Source organism: Pseudophaeobacter leonis (assembly GCF_002087335.1).
In the GTDB taxonomy this organism is placed as follows: domain Bacteria; phylum Pseudomonadota; class Alphaproteobacteria; order Rhodobacterales; family Rhodobacteraceae; genus Pseudophaeobacter; species Pseudophaeobacter leonis.
Map to the genome: position 1 here is coordinate 17,138 of NZ_MWVJ01000021.1, position 14,494 is coordinate 31,631.

Below are 14,494 nucleotides of genomic sequence, written 5' to 3' on the forward strand. Positions count from 1 at the left end.
GGCATGGCGCTACTCATCAGCATCGGTCACGATGGATGGTATACGGATACCGCACTGGCGGATGAGCTGCGCGCTCTGAGGCCCGGTGCAGATATTCGCACCCTGTCAGCTGCCGGCGATCTGTCGCAGGTGACCATGCTGGCGGTCTCGCGACTGGATCCCGACCTGCCCGCGCGTCTGCCCAACCTGGCCCTGGTGCAAAAACTGGGCGCCGGTGTCGAGACCATTGTGGCGCATCCTGCGCTGGCACCGCATGTGCAGGTGGCGCGGCTCAAACCCATGGAACCCGCCCGCGAGATTGCGCAGTATTGCCTCGCCTATGTGCTGCAGGGACAACGCAACATTGCCGCCCATGCCGCAGCACAGGCCCGCGCCGCCTGGGAGCCTCTGGCGCCAAAGCAGAACCACAAGACCCGCGTGGGTGTGCTGGGCCTGGGCCATATCGGGGGCCAGACCGCCCTGCTGATGCGCGATCTGGGGTTTGAGGTGCATGGCTGGAGCCGCTCTGCCAAAAACATTGAGGGGGTGCAGTGTCATCATGGCGAGGCGGCTCTGGAGCCAATGCTGGCGCAATGCGACTATGTCTGCGCCATCCTGCCCTCGACCCCGGAAACACGCGGTTTGATCAATAGCGAAACTCTGGCAGCAATGAAGCCCGGTGCGACCATTATCAATGCCGGGCGCGGCGATCTGGTCGACGAGCCTGCCCTGATCAAAGCGCTGGAGAGTGGTCATCTGGGCCATGCGGTGCTGGATGTGCTCTGTACTGAGCCGCTGCCAGCGACAGATCCGCTGTGGCGCCAGCCAGGCGTCACCATCACGCCGCATGGGTCGGGCTGGCATCTTGGCGATGCCCTGCAGGATGTGGTGGAAAACTACCGCCGCCTTGAGGCCGGCGAGGCTCTGCTGCACGCCGTGGACGGACAACGGGTTTACTAGCCCCGCCAGCTCATCACGCCAGGAGGCCCTGCCTAAAACAGCATATTTTTCAACGCGGTCCAGGCTGGCCCCGGACGCAGCCAGCTGCTTAGCCCGGTATGGGCAGGCTGGCCATCTTTCCAGGTGCCTGCCACCGTGAGGTCCTGCCAATCGCTGGTCAGGGGGCTGGCATTGAACAGGGTGAAATCGGCGCGTTTGCCCACCTCGATAGATCCGATCAGATCCGCCTGCCCCAATTGCCGCGCCGCATTCAGGGTCATCGCCCGCAGCGCATCGCCTCGCGACACAGCCTGCCCCAGAGCGGTTTGGGTCTGGCCCGAGACCGAGCCGCGCTCAACCGCAGTGCGCAGGCTACGCAGCGGATCAATCGGTGACGCCGGGTGATCTCCGTGCAGCGCGGTGACGGCCCCCGCCGTCATGGCCGAGCCAACCGGCATGTAGCGGTCGGCGCGGCTGCCGACGATGTCAGGCAGCGCATCGCCATAGTAGTAGATGTGATCAACAAAAAACCCGAGACTGACACCAAGCGCCGTGGCCCGCTCTATCTGCCGCTGGGTGATCAGCGCATTATGCTCCAGGCGATGATGCAGCCCATTGATTTTCCCAGCGGCCGCAAAGGCTTCCAGCACCATGTCAATGGCGCGCTCGCCCTGCGCATGCACCGCGATCTGGTGGCCCGCCGCCTGCAGCGCTGCCACTTTGGCGGCAAAATCTTCTGCCTCATGGCTCACCGGTCCCAGATGCCCATGCGGCAGATGCATCCGGTCAGAGGTGAGCTCGCTGTGCTAATAGGCCTCGGCAAAAGCGGCGCCGCCGGTAAAGGGTGACCCATCCATCCAGTACTTGGTGCCGATCACGCGAAAATCATCGGTGCCACCCAGCTCTGCACCCTGATGCGGCATCAGGTAAAGATAGGCCCGCAACGGAGCCTCAGTCGCACCGATATGGCGCAGCAATCCCACCGGGTCGGGATGTTTGCCAACCGCGCCCGTTATGCCAATGCTGGTATAGCCCGCCTTTGCGTAGTCGGCGTAGGTTTTGCGCACCAAGAGCTCGATCACTGCCGGATCAGCCGAGGGCATGGCGCCGAGCACGGCATTCACCGCTGCCAACTCACGAAAGGCGCCAGTGGCGCGGCCCTCGCCGTCGCGGATGATGCCCTCAGCCGCCTCCTGCGAGACCAGCGCAATGCCGGCCGCCTTCATCGCGGCGGAATTGGCAATAACCTCATGCAGCATCTGGGTGATCACCACCATCGGGCGTTCAGGTGCTATGGCGTCCAGCTCGGCCAGGGTCGGCGCCGACAGGTCCGCAATCGCCACCGGATCCCAGCCATAGGCGACCAGCCAGGGCGTCAGCGCAGTCTTGTCTGCAGCGGCCCGCAGGGTCTGCATCACCTCGGCCCGGCTGCCGTGGGAAAAGCCGCTGATATCCACCACAGCCCCCAGCAGAGCCGTCGCGATTGGGTGGGTATGGGGTTCAATCAGACCAGGTGTCAGCACCTTGCCTTTCAGATCATGGACCGGCGCGCCACTGGATTTCAGCGCCGCCAGAGAGCCCATTTGGGTAATGACACCACCCTCGATCAGCAAGGCCTCGACTGGCTGGCTTGCGGAGGCGCTTTGCCCCTCTGGCTCGGCCATGGTGATAATCTCGCCGCCAGTCAGTATCAGCCGGGCCGGAACGGTCTCCGGCCGCAGCAAGTACCAGGAGACACCCCCAACCAGCAGCAGCCCCACGATGAGACCCTTCAGAATTCGACCCAGCCATTTCATCTCATACGTCCCCATTGGTTTGCGCCAAAGGATTGGAGAGGTCTCATTTCTAAACAAGCATGACGTGGCGGCAGACGCTGCACTTTTTGCGCGCCACATAGCGCAACCAAACACTTACTGCGTGGTCCGGCTGTGTGCTCGGCCCAACGATCATCCCGCACCCAGGCGCGCCCGCGAGCCTGCGATACAGCCCCTCACACATACTGGCCCTTCACACATAAAAGGTCGCACAGGTAAAGGCCCCACAGATAAAGGGCGGAAAAGGTCAAAACCCCCAGACAGCCTGGCGGGGGGGGTAAAAAAACCCCGCCGAACCAGAGGCGCGGCGGGCTGCGGTTTTTAGCCGATGAATGTCTTGTAGGCGGGCTCTTCCATATAGTCGTCCATTGGCGACATATCTTCCACCTTGAGCTTGAAGAACCAGGCATCGCCCTGCGGGTCATCGTTCACTTTGCCGGGGTTCTCTGTCAGGGCCTGATTGACCTCGACAACCTCACCGTCCAGCGGGGACAGAATGTCAGACGCCGCTTTGACCGATTCAATCACCACGATCTCGTCGTCTTTGGCAAACTCATCGCCCACTTCAGGCAGCTCGATAAAGACAACATCGCCCAGCTGCTCGGCAGCATGGGCGGTAATGCCAACAGTCACTATGTCCCCGTCCACGTCGAGCCATTCGTGTTCTTCCGTAAATTTCATCGTCGTCATCCCGTTTTGCTGGTCCCGGCGTGTTGGGTCCGGTTTTGAGGTCCGGCTTTGGTGGCCGGAGATCTGTTTCTGGCGTGCATTGTCCCAAAGGCTGGGGTCGGCTCGATCAGTGAAATCTGCTCAAGACACTCCGACATCCACCGCGCGCAAATCTGCCGCACGGCGCGATGCCCCCTCTGTCCCTTTGCCTGAGATCGTTATCCCTTCGGCGGCGCAGCTTTCCTGTGCTCTCTCCAGAGTCATTCATGCATAAGGTCCCTGCTGCCTGAGAGTTTCCGGGGCGGTTGCTCCTACGGCACCGGGCTTGCACCGCCAGACACGATGGCCAGACTGCGCAGCGTCGGTTCTCCCCTATACACCGCGACAAGATACCAGCGCGCTATGTGGCGTTCAAGACGCAAATACGCCCGGACCTGTCACGCCTGCGGCAAAATATTTTCGGCCCCGGCCGGCGCGTCAGAACAGGTTGAAATACTCGGCCTGCTCCCACTCGCTGACCGTGTCCAGATAGCGCTCCCACTCGAACCGTTTCAGCTGCGACAGGTAGCTGACAAACTCAGGCCCCAATGTGGTGGCAAATAAATCAGAGCCCTCAAAAGCCTGCAGCGCCTGCCCCAATGAGCGCGGCAGCCGCGCCGCGCCCTCCTCATAGGGCGACTGGGTCGCATCGGGCGCCTGCAGCCCCGCCGCCATCCCGGCCGATCCCGCAAGGATCTGGGCCGCAATGGCAAAATAGGGGTTGGCAGAGCTGTCGGGCGCGCGGTTTTCAATGCGGCTGGCGCTGTCGCCGGGCTGCATCAGGGCGCGCAGCATGGCGCCGCGATTGTCGTGCCCCCACTGAATGCGGTCCGGGGCCAGCTGAAACGGCAGATATCGTTTGTAGCTGTTCACCGTCGGCGCAATCATCACCGAACAGGCGGCGGCATGGGCCAGCAGCCCGGCAATCCAGCCCGAAGCTTGCGGGCTCAGGCTGCCATCGCCTGCGGGCTGAAACAGATTGCGCCCGCTGCTGCACTCGACCAGCGACTGATGCAGGTGCCAGCCATTGGCCATGGCGTTGTCGAGCCGGGGTTTTGCCATAAAGCTGGCATGCAGTCCGGCGCGGGCGCAGACCTCTTTGACCATGGTGCGAAACATCACCATGGCATCGGCCTGCTGCAGCGCAGGCAGTGGCGCAAAGGTGAATTCAAACTGGCTGGGGCCCATCTCGATCTCAACCGAACGCGGCTGCAATCCCAGCCCCTGGGCCGCGCGGCGGATGTCGTCCAGCACCGCTTCGCATTCCGCGTAGCGGGTCTCGGTGAGATATTGGTAGCCCTGGTTCAGGTTGCGGGTCCTGATTGGCGCGCCGGGCATGGTGCTTTGGGAATGGCTGCGGGCGCTGTCCAGACGCTCAAAGATCTGGAATTCGACCTCCAGCCCAAACACCGCCTGCAGGCCCTGTGCCGCAAGCCCGGCCTCGGCCCGGCGCAGCACTTCGCTGGAGGAAAAGCTGATCGGCGTGCCGTCTGGCATCACCGCATCACACAGGATCCAGCCGGAATGCGGCGACCAGGGCAGGATGCGGAAGGTCTCGGGACGTGGCAGCAACAGGACATCACCCGCGCCGCGCATCGGCACAAAGCCCCCGGACGGCCCGCCATCCTGATTGGCGCCCTGGCTGCCGTCCTGGCTGCCTTCCTGGCCCCAAACCGCAAAAGCGGTCCGGTGTGATGTGTCCTTTAACAGCAGCGTTGACGGCACATTGAGCCCGGCGCGAAACAGCCCCTCAAAGGCCTCGGCCACCAGCGTTTTGCCGCGCAAAATACCATGTTGATCCCCAACCAGCACCCGCAGGGTTTCCAGCCCTGCCGCGCGTGCCTCTGCCAGAACCGCCTGCGCCTGATCCTGCGCCTCAGCGCTCAAAAGCCCCTCGCGGGCCAAACGCCCTGTTGCCAGATCTTGTGCCATTGCGCCTCACGTTATTTGCCTGTCGCAGGCGATCTTACGCCCGCAATCCCGGCCCTGTTTCTAGCTGAAATTCCCTGATGTTGCGAGAAAAACGCGTCAGGCTTTGCTATCCGCTTTCACATCCGCCCCGGTATCCACAGTGGTATCCACAGTGGCATCCACCTGTGCATTCCAGGAGCAGCTTCCCCGGCGCTGCTGGTCCGCCTCCTCAGCGGCGCGGTGCCAGTCGCCATCCTGGGCAATCGAATCATTGGAAACCGGGCCAAATACGGTCGAAAGGTCCAGCCCGCCGTGCATTGGCAAATCTGCCTCCCGACCCTCTTTTACCGCAGCGATCGCGGCGCGCAGTTGGCGGCGATAGCGGATGATGGCAATATCGGTCTTGCCGAGATGTTCCTGAGTGCGGTCCTGAATGGCGCCCAGACTTTCAACCGCCCACTGATCGTGCACATTGATGTCGAGCCCCATGCCGGTATAGGTCTCGCGCGCCTGCTCTTCCGGGTCAAAACCATAGTTGTTGTGACGCCCTTTCAGCGGTGCATAGTCCGGCAGGCTGTGTTCCTTCAGACGCTGTTCGCGCATCAGGTCTTTGTTCACGGGTTGGTCAAAACTGGTGAACATTGAATACCAATAGCAGTTTTCATCGTCGATCGGCACATGCCACTGGGTGATGGTCATCTCGCGCGACATCGGGATGCAGATCGCCCCGGGGAAGATCTGATTGGTGATGCGCACATGGGTGCGGCCGTCGCCCAGATGCCGCAGAGCGGTGATCTTGAGGCATTAGGCACCGCCTCGGCTGTGATCTCGGGGCGGGGAAAATCACGCAGCAGCTTGGCATGGGGATTTCGGTATCGCCCGCTGTGTCGCGGAACTGCTTGCCATAGGCCTCTGCCGGGTCTTCGTCCTGCAGGAACCGGTGCAGGAACGAGGCATGCGCCGGATCAATCCCCACCTCCATCGCCTGCAGCCAATTGCACTGCCACAGCCCTTTGAAGTCAAAGACATGGGTTTCGGGGGCCCGAAAACAATCCAGAGCCGGAAAGGCCGGCGGCTCACCCGGCCCCATATAGGCCCAGATGCTGCCGTTGTTTTCGACCACAGGATAGGCCGTGCTCTGGATCTGTTCGTGCATCCGGCTGCCTTCCGGCTCACCGGGTTGTTCAACACATTGGCCCGCACGGTTAAAATGCCAGCCATGGAAGGGGCAGCGCAACCCGTTGTCCTCAAGGCGGCCAAAACACATGTCAGCGCCGCGATGCGGGCAATGACGACCAATCAGGCCCAAGGCGCCCTCAGTATCGCGAAACAACACCAGATCCTCGCCCAGCAAACGCACCGGCACCACAGGTCGGGGTCCCTGCAGCTCATCCAGCAGGGCGGCGGGTTGCCAATAGCGGCGCAGCACTTCTCCGGCATCGCGGCCAGGGCCTACGCGGGTCAGGCTGTCGTTCAATTCCTGGCTGATCATGGCTAGGTCCCTCTCTTTTGCGCCTCAAACATCGGATCACGCAGTCCAACAAGATCACTTGACATTGTTCGTTTAACGTACGAACAATTCTAAATACGATCAATCCTTGTGGTGTGTATCGGCCCTTGTCAAGGCCACGACTTCGTTTTCAAACCTTACAAACGGCCGGACCCATGACCAAACCAGAACAAGATCGCAATATTTCCTCCAGTTTTGCCAAGGGACTGTCAGTCCTGGCCGTGTTTGACGCAGAGACGCCCAGCATGACGCTGGCGGAAATCGCCCGCCGAACCGGCCAGGATCGCGCCACGCCCGGCGTGGTGCTCTGACGCTGGTTCAGGCCGGCTATCTGCGTCAGCAGGGGCGTATGCTGTCGCTCACTCCGCGGGTTCTGGCGCGGGCCGGGGGCTTTTTGCAGGCCAATGAGTTCGGCCGCCGGGTGCAGCCCGTGCTGAACCGACATGCCCGCAAGCTCGACACTGAAATCAATCGGGCGATCCTGGATCAGGGCCGGGTTCTGCTGCTGGCGCAGTCCACCACAGAGCGCGGCCCCGTCACCTATGGCTTTACCGCCGGCGCCCATATTCCGCTGGTCCATACCAGCCTTGGCCGCATGCTGTTGGCCTGCCTGCCGCAGCAAGAAGCCACTGAGCTGTTGCGGTCTGCCGACATCCCACAGCACACGGAACAATCGCTTATCGCAGAAAACGCCATCCTGAAACAGATCGCGCAGGCCCGTTCGCAGGGCTATGCGGTCACCGACAGCGAATTTGAACCCGGCATTATCGGCTATGCGGTGCCCCTGTCGCGCCCCGGCCAAACGCCTGTGGTTGTCGGCAGCTCATCGCCGCGCGGTCTGGGCGGTATGGGCGATCTGGGTGAGCTGGGTGGCCAGGGCGATCCGGGTGGCACACCGGCAGGCGAACACGCCGAGCGCCTGTTGCGGGGCCTGCAGGTCTGTGCCGCGAGCTGCGCCAGACCGAGGTTGTCGCCGGCCTTTGATACCGGTCTTTTGATACGGGCCTTTGGCACGGGCCGCACGCGAGGCGTTTTCAAAAAAACGCGAAGAAAGCTATCCCCCTTGTGCCGCTTGGAGCGGCGCAAGGCGCGGCGCATAGTCCCCTTTGAACAGCCAATCATGCGGGCGCTTGATATACAGGCACCTAATGTATGAGCACCTGACAGGCGGGCAGCAGTGAACGAGGACGCAACACGATGAGCCAAGGCAGCTATTTCACCCCAAAAGGCGGCCACCCTGGCCAGGATCAACTGCTGACAGGGCGCGCGGTCTTTACCGACGCCTATGCGGTGCTGCCCCAAGGCACCATGATGGATATCACCACCTCCTGCCTGCCCGGATGGCACGGCATGCGCATGTGGGTGATTGCCCGCCCGCTGACCGGATTTGCCGAGACCTTCTCGCAGTATATCGTCGAGCTGCAGCCCGGCGGGGGCTCTGACACCCCCGAAAGCGATGCTGCGGCCCAGGGCGGCATATTTGACACCGAAGGCACACTGGAGCTGAGCCTTGACGGCACCACCCACGTGCTGACCAGCGGCAGTTTTGCCTATCTGCCCGCAGGCAGCAACTGGGCCCTGCACAACACCAGCGAGGCTACTGCCAGCTTTCACTGGATCCGCAAACGCTGGCAGGCCGCGCCGGGCGTTGCAAAGCCGCAGGCCTTTGTGCGCAATGAGCGCGACATCAGCCCCAATGTGATGCCCGACACCGAAGGCCGCTGGGCCACCACGCGCTTTATGGATCCTGACGACATGTCCCACGATATGCATGTCACCATCGTCACCTTCCTGCCTGGCGGCGTTATCCCCTTTGCCGAGACGCATGTGATGGAACACGGGCTCTATGTGCTTGAAGGTAAGGCCGTTTACCGGCTCAATCAGGATTGGGTCGAGGTCGAGGCCGGCGATTTCATGTGGCTGCGCGCCTTTTGCCCGCAGGCCTGCTATGCCGGTGGCCCGGGCCCGTTCCGCTATCTGTTGTACAAGGATGTGAACCGCCACATGCCTCTCACCTTGTGATCCGCTGCGGCCCTGGCGCGCAAAACAACAGCACGCAACGCAGGCGCGTTTGCAGCAGCTCGCATCGCAGCAGGTTTGCAGCCGCCTCGACAGCAGTTCCCCCTGAGGTCTTCACGAAAATGTTGCATCTCTGAGACGTTCCCCGCCCCTGCAGCTGGGGAACGCCATTGCAAAGCCCGCAGACCCCGCTAGGCTGTTCTGGATTTCCATTTGATTGCGGGAGCCTTTGATGATGAGACACAGCACACAGGCCGGAATGCAGGCCAGAACACAGGCCAGAACACAGGCCGAAATACAGGCCGAAATACAGGCGCAAACGCGGGCTAAAACGCGGGTGGCCGGGCTCTGCGCCGCAATGGTGCTTGCGACGTTCCCACTGGCCAGCGCCGCTCTGGAGACCGCAGAGGCAAAGCACGTTAATGTTTTGGGGCGCGCCTGGAGTGTTGAACCCGCAGAAGAGGCCCCCGGCTTTTATCGCGCAACCCGGCTTAACAACGAGATGGAACCGTTTCGCCCACCAGCAGTCCTGAGTGTGCGACAGGCCATCCGCGCCATCAAAGGCGCCACCGGCTGCAGCGCCAATCTTGACACGATCTATCGCACTATTTCAGGCTCATATTACACCACGCTGATCTGCCCTCAAAATTAACAGCGACGCGCCTTGCGCTCCGCTGTGGCGCCCGCGCACCGCAAACAATAGCCCCTTAAACAGATTCCGCTGTGCTGCCTCGCCGGCGACAAGACGGAGCGCAGGAGACCTGCTGTCATGAAGATCGCAATCAATGGGTTTGGTCGCATTGGCCGCGCCATTCTGCGCCAAATTCTCACCACCGCGCGTGGTGACGGCATCGAGGTTGTGCGGATCAATGATATCGCACCATTGGAGATGTGCGCCTATCTGTTCCAGTATGACAGCACCTTTGGCCCCTTTCCGCATCCGGTGACCCACGGCGGCGGCATGCTCTCAGTGCTGGGGCGCAGCTTTGCTATGAGCCACCAGGCCGACCTCACCCAGGTGGACCTGACGGGGGTGGATGTGGTGTTGGACTGCACCGGCATTGCCCGCAGCTCGGACGTGGCGCAACGCGGCCTGCAGGCCGGGGCGGCAAAGGTGCTGATCTCGGGGCCTTCTCCTGCGGCAGAAATCACAGTGGTTTATGGCGCCAATGAGGATCAACTGAACAGCGCGCGGATTGTCTCGAATGCGTCGTGCACCACCAATGGGCTGGCCCCGCTGGTCAAGCTTCTGGATGAGATTGGCGGCATTGAGAGCGCTCATATGACCACCATTCACTGCTATACCAACTCGCAACCCATGGTGGATGCACCACGTGGGGATTTTGCCCGCGAGCGGGCAGGGGCCCTGTCGATGGTGCCGACCCCCACCTCTGCCACGCATCTGATTGACGAGGTGTTGCCGCATCTGAAAGGCCGGATAAGTGGCGCCGCCGTAAGGGTGCCTACCGCCAGTGTCTCCGCCGTCGACCTGGTGGCGCGGCTGGCAACCCCGATGGATGAGGCAGGTTTCACTGCGGCCCTCAGGGCAGGTGTCTCAGCTGCCGAGGTTCTGGGCTGGACAGAGATGCCACTGGTCTCGTCTGATCTGCGGACACGCCCTGAATCCCTGATCATCGCGGCACCGGAAACCCGTCTCGTTGGCGCACAACAGCTACGGGTCTTTGGTTGGTATGATAACGAATGGGGGTTTTCAGCCCGGATGCTGGACGTCGCACGGCTGATGGCCACGACCTGAGCAAACAGCGGAACAATAGCCAGACAAGGAGCTGCTCCCGCCCGTCGCCCGCGCAGCACAGCAGCTTGGCTCCCGTTGGGCCCAGCGCCGCGCTTCGCGCGGCGCGGATCCAGCCGACAGGATCCAGTCCGCACATCGCTAGATTTCACCACCTACTGAGCCAGGTCCAGCCCCGGAAGCCGCGCCATGAAGGCAGCATTTCAGAAGTCTGACAACACTGAAAAACAAGCTTCCGGATGGGCTGAAAAGCCCATCCAGAAGCTATCAGTAAAATGCAAGCGCCGCGCGAAGCGCGGCGCCGGGCCCAACTGATCCGGGCCAATCTTTGATTGTCCCGGATTGGGCGGGAGCCCCGCCTCAACCAGGAAATGAGCGCCTCACTTGCCGGGCAGATTGCCCTCGCCGTTTCCAGCCATGCCACCGGAGACTTCTTCTGTGGCCTCATCCGCCAGCTCTGCAGGCAGCACCAGGTTCAGAACAATCGCAATCAGCGCCGCAGGCAAAAGCCCACTGGTCATCAGCACTTTCAGCGTATCGGGCAGGTACTGCACCGCGCCGGGTTCCAGCTGCAGACCAAGACCAACCGACAGCGAGATGGCAAAAATCACCATGTTGCGCCGGTTCCAGTCAACATCAGACAGCATCGAGATGCCAGCCGCGACCACCATCCCAAACATCACGATGACACCACCGCCCAGCACCTCAATCGGGATGGTGCGAATAATCGCCCCCACCTTGGGCACCAGACCGCACAGGATCAGGAACAACGCGCCGATGGTCACCACGTGGCGGCTCATCACGCCCGTCATCGCAATCAGGCCCACGTTCTGGCTGAACGAGGTGTTGGGCAGACCGCCAAAGATACCAGCCACAGCCGAGCCTATACCATCGGCATAAGTCGCCCCCGCGATCTCCTGATCAGTGGCCTCGCGCCCGGCGCCGCCCTTGGTGATGCCGCTGACATCCCCCACCGTCTCAACGGCCGAAACAAAGGCCATCAGGCAAAAGCCCAGAATGGCCGCAAAAGACAGCTCAAACCCATATTTAAACGGCACAGGCAAAGCAAAACTCGCCGCGCGCGACCAGCTGGTGCCAATGGCATCAAAGGTCACCATGCCCATCATCAGCGCATAGATATAGCCAAGGACAAGCCCCAGCAGCACCGCCGAGACCGACAGCATACCGCGGGCAAAGAACTTGAGCCCCAAAGTGGCAAAAATCACCACAAGTGCTGCAGACCAGTTCAGCAAAGAGCCATATTCAGGCGTGCCCATCGCAGGCACCCCGCCGGCGGCGTATTGAATGCCGACCTTGACCAGCGCCAGACCAATCATCGTCACCACCAGCCCCGTAACCAGCGGCGGCAGCGCAAAGCGGACCTTGCCTATCACCAGCCCCAGCATCCCATGAAAGAGACCACCAATCAGCACACCGCCATACAATGCAGCCAGCCCATCAACGCCCTTGCCTGCCACCAGCGGGATCATGATTGGCAAAAAGGCAAACGACGTCCCCTGCACAATCGGCAAAGCCGCGCCAACCGGCCCCAGCGTCACGGTCTGCAGCAGGGTGGCAACCCCGGCAAACAGCATCGACATCTGGATCAGATACAGCAGTTCGGGAAAATCGGGCGAGTTCGAGCCAAAGCCAAACCCGGCCGCGCCGGCTACGATGATCGCAGGCGTCACATTGGAGACAAACATCGCCAGCACATGCTGGATGCCCAGTGGCACCGCGCGCGCCAGAGGTGGAGTATAGTTCGGATCCCGCAATTGCGCGGGGCTTCCCAAGGAGCCATCGGCCATTTTCATTCCCTCATTCTGTTTACGATAGTGAAACAGCCGCCTTCTGTCGGGCGGCTGGTTTCAGATTTGCATTTGTCAGGCACGATCCACCACATAGCCCGTCTCGAACCAGTGTTCCTGCAGATTGTCGCCAGCGCCTATTCGGTCAACCACGGCAAAAAGCCCCGGTGCCTGCAGCGGCGTCAGAACCCCGTGCCAGGTGCCGCGATGGAAATTGATCGCCTGACCGGGCGCGGTCTCAAAGGCCAGCGGCTGTCCGGGCCTGCCATCTGCATCCGGCGCCACGATCACCAAAAAGCCGTGTTCGCTCATCGGGATAAAGGCCTGGCTGCCCTCGGGATGACGCTCCATCATCGCCAGCGGCAGAGGCAAATCGCGCGGCTCGGCCTTGAACAGGCTTAGCCCCGCACGTCCCGCCATGAAATCCATCTCGGCCCGATCGTGATAGCGACCGCACAATCCCTGATTGATGATTTTGTCAGGGCTCCCCGCTGTGTCCAGCAGATCGCCAAAGGGTGCAAAACCCTGCGCTGTAAGTGCCTGGATCAGGATCCCTGTCCTGCGACGTGTTCATGACGGCACCAGATCGCGCAGGCGGAATTCGGCAATGCGTTCAACCTGTTTGCAGGCCTCAGCAAACTCTGCCACCTGACCGTTACCTATGCGGCGTTCAAAGGCCGCCAGGATAGACGCCTTGTCGTGATCGCGCACCGCAATGATGAAGGGAAAGCCGTGTTTGGCAACATAATTGCTGTTCAGTTCCGTGAACCGGGCGCGCTCACCATCCGTCAACGCATCCAGCCCGGCGCTTGCCTGTTCGGATGTGCTTTCAGCCGTCAGCCGTTTGGCTGCCGCCAGCTTGCCTGCCAGATCCGGGTGCGCATTCAGCACGCCCAGACGCTCGGCCTTGCTGGCAGAACGGAACATCCGGCACAGCGCATTGTGCACCCCGCCCGCCGTGTCATGCGCCGGACCCAGCTCCAGCCCATGGGCCCGTTCGGCAATCCAGGCCGAGTGCTCAAAGATGCCGCCAAACACCTCGACAAATCGCTCGCGGCTCATCTGACTGGCGCGCTCCCGGCGCTGGTGCGGATGGGTGTTGGCCCAGTGTTCGGCTATCTCAATGCGGCGCGGGCACCAGACCGCGTCAAAGCCCTGAATGTAGTCGATGAACTTTTTCAACCCGGCGGCCTTGCCCGGCCGGCCAATCAGGCGGCAATGCAACCCGATGCTCATCATCTTGGGAGCCCCGGCGGTGCCCTCGGCATAGAGCAGATCAAAGGCGTCTTTGAGGTACTGAAAGAACTGTTCTCCGGTAATATATCCCGGCGCGGTGGCAAAGCGCATGTCATTGGCTTCCAGCGTGTAGGGAATGATCAGCTGATCGCGCGTGCCCACCTCAAGCCAATAGGGCAGATCGTCATCATAGGTGTCTGACACATAGTTAAAGCCGCCCTCTTCGGCCACCAGACGCACGGTGTTGCTACTGCAGCGCCCTGTGTACCAGCCGCGCGGACGCTCCCCGACCACCTCGGTATGCAGGCGCACGGCCTCGGTGATGGCGGCGCGCTCTTCAGTCTCGGACATATCTTTGTGCTCGACCCATTTCAGGCCATGGCTGGCGATTTCCCAGCCTGCGGCCTTCATGGCTGCCACCTGATCAGGCGAGCGCGCAAGGGCCGTTGCCACGCCATAAATCGTCAGCGGAATGCCTGCCCCGGTGAACATGTCATGCAGCCGCCAGAACCCGGCCCGCGCGCCGTATTCATAAATCGATTCCATATTCCAGTGGCGCTGCCCCACCCAGGACGCGGCTCCCGCGATATCCGACAGGAAGGCCTCAGAGCCCGCGTCGCCGTGCAGCGTGCAGTTCTCGCCGCCCTCCTCGTAGTTCAGCACAAATTGCACCGCCACCTTGGCATCGCCAGGCCAGGCCGCATTCGGTGCCTGCGCCCCGTAGCCAATCATGTTGCGCGGATATCTGTTCATGGCCTGCGTCTCTTTCTTTCCCAATGCCCGCATCGCCCTTTTAAGGCGCGCGAATATCCTATTC

Annotated in this window: 13 protein-coding genes, 1 pseudogene and 1 riboswitch; of the genes and pseudogenes, 6 read left to right on the forward strand and 8 right to left on the reverse strand. The window is 61.8% G+C overall.

What is annotated here, in order from left to right:
• Nucleotides 1-3 precede the first annotated feature (3 nt).
• The gene (locus B4968_RS06755) at nt 4-939 is read left to right on the forward strand and encodes a 2-hydroxyacid dehydrogenase (protein ID WP_083097675.1); all 936 of its coding nucleotides are present in this window, start codon (nt 4-6) and stop codon (nt 937-939) included.
• Between the two features lie 32 nt (nt 940-971).
• Here the strand turns inward: B4968_RS06755 and B4968_RS06760 are convergent.
• The 5 genes and pseudogenes from B4968_RS06760 to B4968_RS26060 all read right to left on the reverse strand — a co-directional run bounded on the left by B4968_RS06760 (nt 972) and on the right by B4968_RS26060 (nt 6,843).
• A pseudogene (locus B4968_RS06760) lies at nt 972-2,813 on the reverse strand (amidohydrolase).
• 240 nt (nt 2,814-3,053) lie between these two features.
• Complete coding sequence (gene gcvH, locus B4968_RS06765; RefSeq protein ID WP_083097677.1) at nt 3,054-3,413, reverse strand: glycine cleavage system protein GcvH; 360 nt, start codon at nt 3,411-3,413, stop codon at nt 3,054-3,056.
• A 175-nt stretch (nt 3,414-3,588) separates the two neighbouring features.
• A riboswitch (glycine riboswitch) is annotated at nt 3,589-3,669 on the reverse strand.
• A 209-nt stretch (nt 3,670-3,878) separates the two neighbouring features.
• Nucleotides 3,879-5,372, reverse strand: coding sequence for a glutamine synthetase family protein (locus B4968_RS06770; RefSeq protein WP_083097679.1), 1,494 nt, complete (start codon nt 5,370-5,372; stop codon nt 3,879-3,881).
• Between the two features lie 96 nt (nt 5,373-5,468).
• Nucleotides 5,469-6,062, reverse strand: coding sequence for an SRPBCC family protein (locus tag B4968_RS26055; RefSeq protein ID WP_420916479.1), 594 nt, complete (start codon nt 6,060-6,062; stop codon nt 5,469-5,471).
• A complete protein-coding gene (locus B4968_RS26060) occupies nt 6,013-6,843 on the reverse strand; it encodes a Rieske 2Fe-2S domain-containing protein (protein WP_420916480.1) in 831 nt (276 codons plus the stop codon). The genes B4968_RS26055 and B4968_RS26060 overlap by 50 nt, the downstream gene beginning before the upstream one ends.
• Nucleotides 6,844-7,016: 173 nt before the next feature.
• On the opposite strand from B4968_RS26060, the gene B4968_RS24130 reads away from it, so the two are divergent.
• The 5 genes from B4968_RS24130 (at nt 7,017) to B4968_RS06795 (ending at nt 10,636) form a co-directional block, all read left to right on the forward strand.
• The gene (locus tag B4968_RS24130; protein WP_241525608.1) at nt 7,017-7,172 is read left to right on the forward strand and encodes a helix-turn-helix domain-containing protein; all 156 of its coding nucleotides are present in this window, start codon (nt 7,017-7,019) and stop codon (nt 7,170-7,172) included.
• Nucleotides 7,173-7,210: 38 nt separating this feature from the next.
• A complete protein-coding gene (locus tag B4968_RS06780) occupies nt 7,211-8,017 on the forward strand; it encodes an IclR family transcriptional regulator (RefSeq protein ID WP_241525609.1) in 807 nt (268 codons plus the stop codon).
• 41 nt (nt 8,018-8,058) lie between these two features.
• Nucleotides 8,059-8,883 carry a bifunctional allantoicase/(S)-ureidoglycine aminohydrolase gene (locus tag B4968_RS06785; protein WP_083097681.1) on the forward strand — a complete coding sequence of 275 codons (825 nt, stop codon included), beginning with the start codon at nt 8,059-8,061 and terminating at the stop codon, nt 8,881-8,883.
• A 229-nt stretch (nt 8,884-9,112) separates the two neighbouring features.
• Complete coding sequence (locus B4968_RS06790; protein WP_241525610.1) at nt 9,113-9,532, forward strand: hypothetical protein; 420 nt, start codon at nt 9,113-9,115, stop codon at nt 9,530-9,532.
• A gap of 117 nt (nt 9,533-9,649) precedes the next feature.
• Nucleotides 9,650-10,636, forward strand: coding sequence for a type I glyceraldehyde-3-phosphate dehydrogenase (locus B4968_RS06795; protein ID WP_083097682.1), 987 nt, complete (start codon nt 9,650-9,652; stop codon nt 10,634-10,636).
• 377 nt (nt 10,637-11,013) lie between these two features.
• Here B4968_RS06795 and B4968_RS06800 read toward each other — a convergent pair whose 3' ends face one another.
• The 3 genes from B4968_RS06800 to puuE all read right to left on the reverse strand — a co-directional run bounded on the left by B4968_RS06800 (nt 11,014) and on the right by puuE (nt 14,430).
• Nucleotides 11,014-12,441, reverse strand: a complete 1,428-nt coding sequence (locus B4968_RS06800; protein ID WP_083097684.1) for a uracil-xanthine permease family protein — start codon at nt 12,439-12,441, stop codon at nt 11,014-11,016.
• Nucleotides 12,442-12,516: 75 nt separating this feature from the next.
• Nucleotides 12,517-12,993 (reverse strand): ureidoglycolate lyase, encoded by a 477-nt coding sequence (locus tag B4968_RS06805; protein ID WP_083097686.1) that lies wholly within the window; start codon nt 12,991-12,993, stop codon nt 12,517-12,519.
• Between the two features lie 18 nt (nt 12,994-13,011).
• Nucleotides 13,012-14,430, reverse strand: a complete 1,419-nt coding sequence (puuE, locus tag B4968_RS06810) for an allantoinase PuuE (protein ID WP_083097744.1) — start codon at nt 14,428-14,430, stop codon at nt 13,012-13,014.
• Between the last annotated feature and the right edge of the window lie 64 nt (nt 14,431-14,494).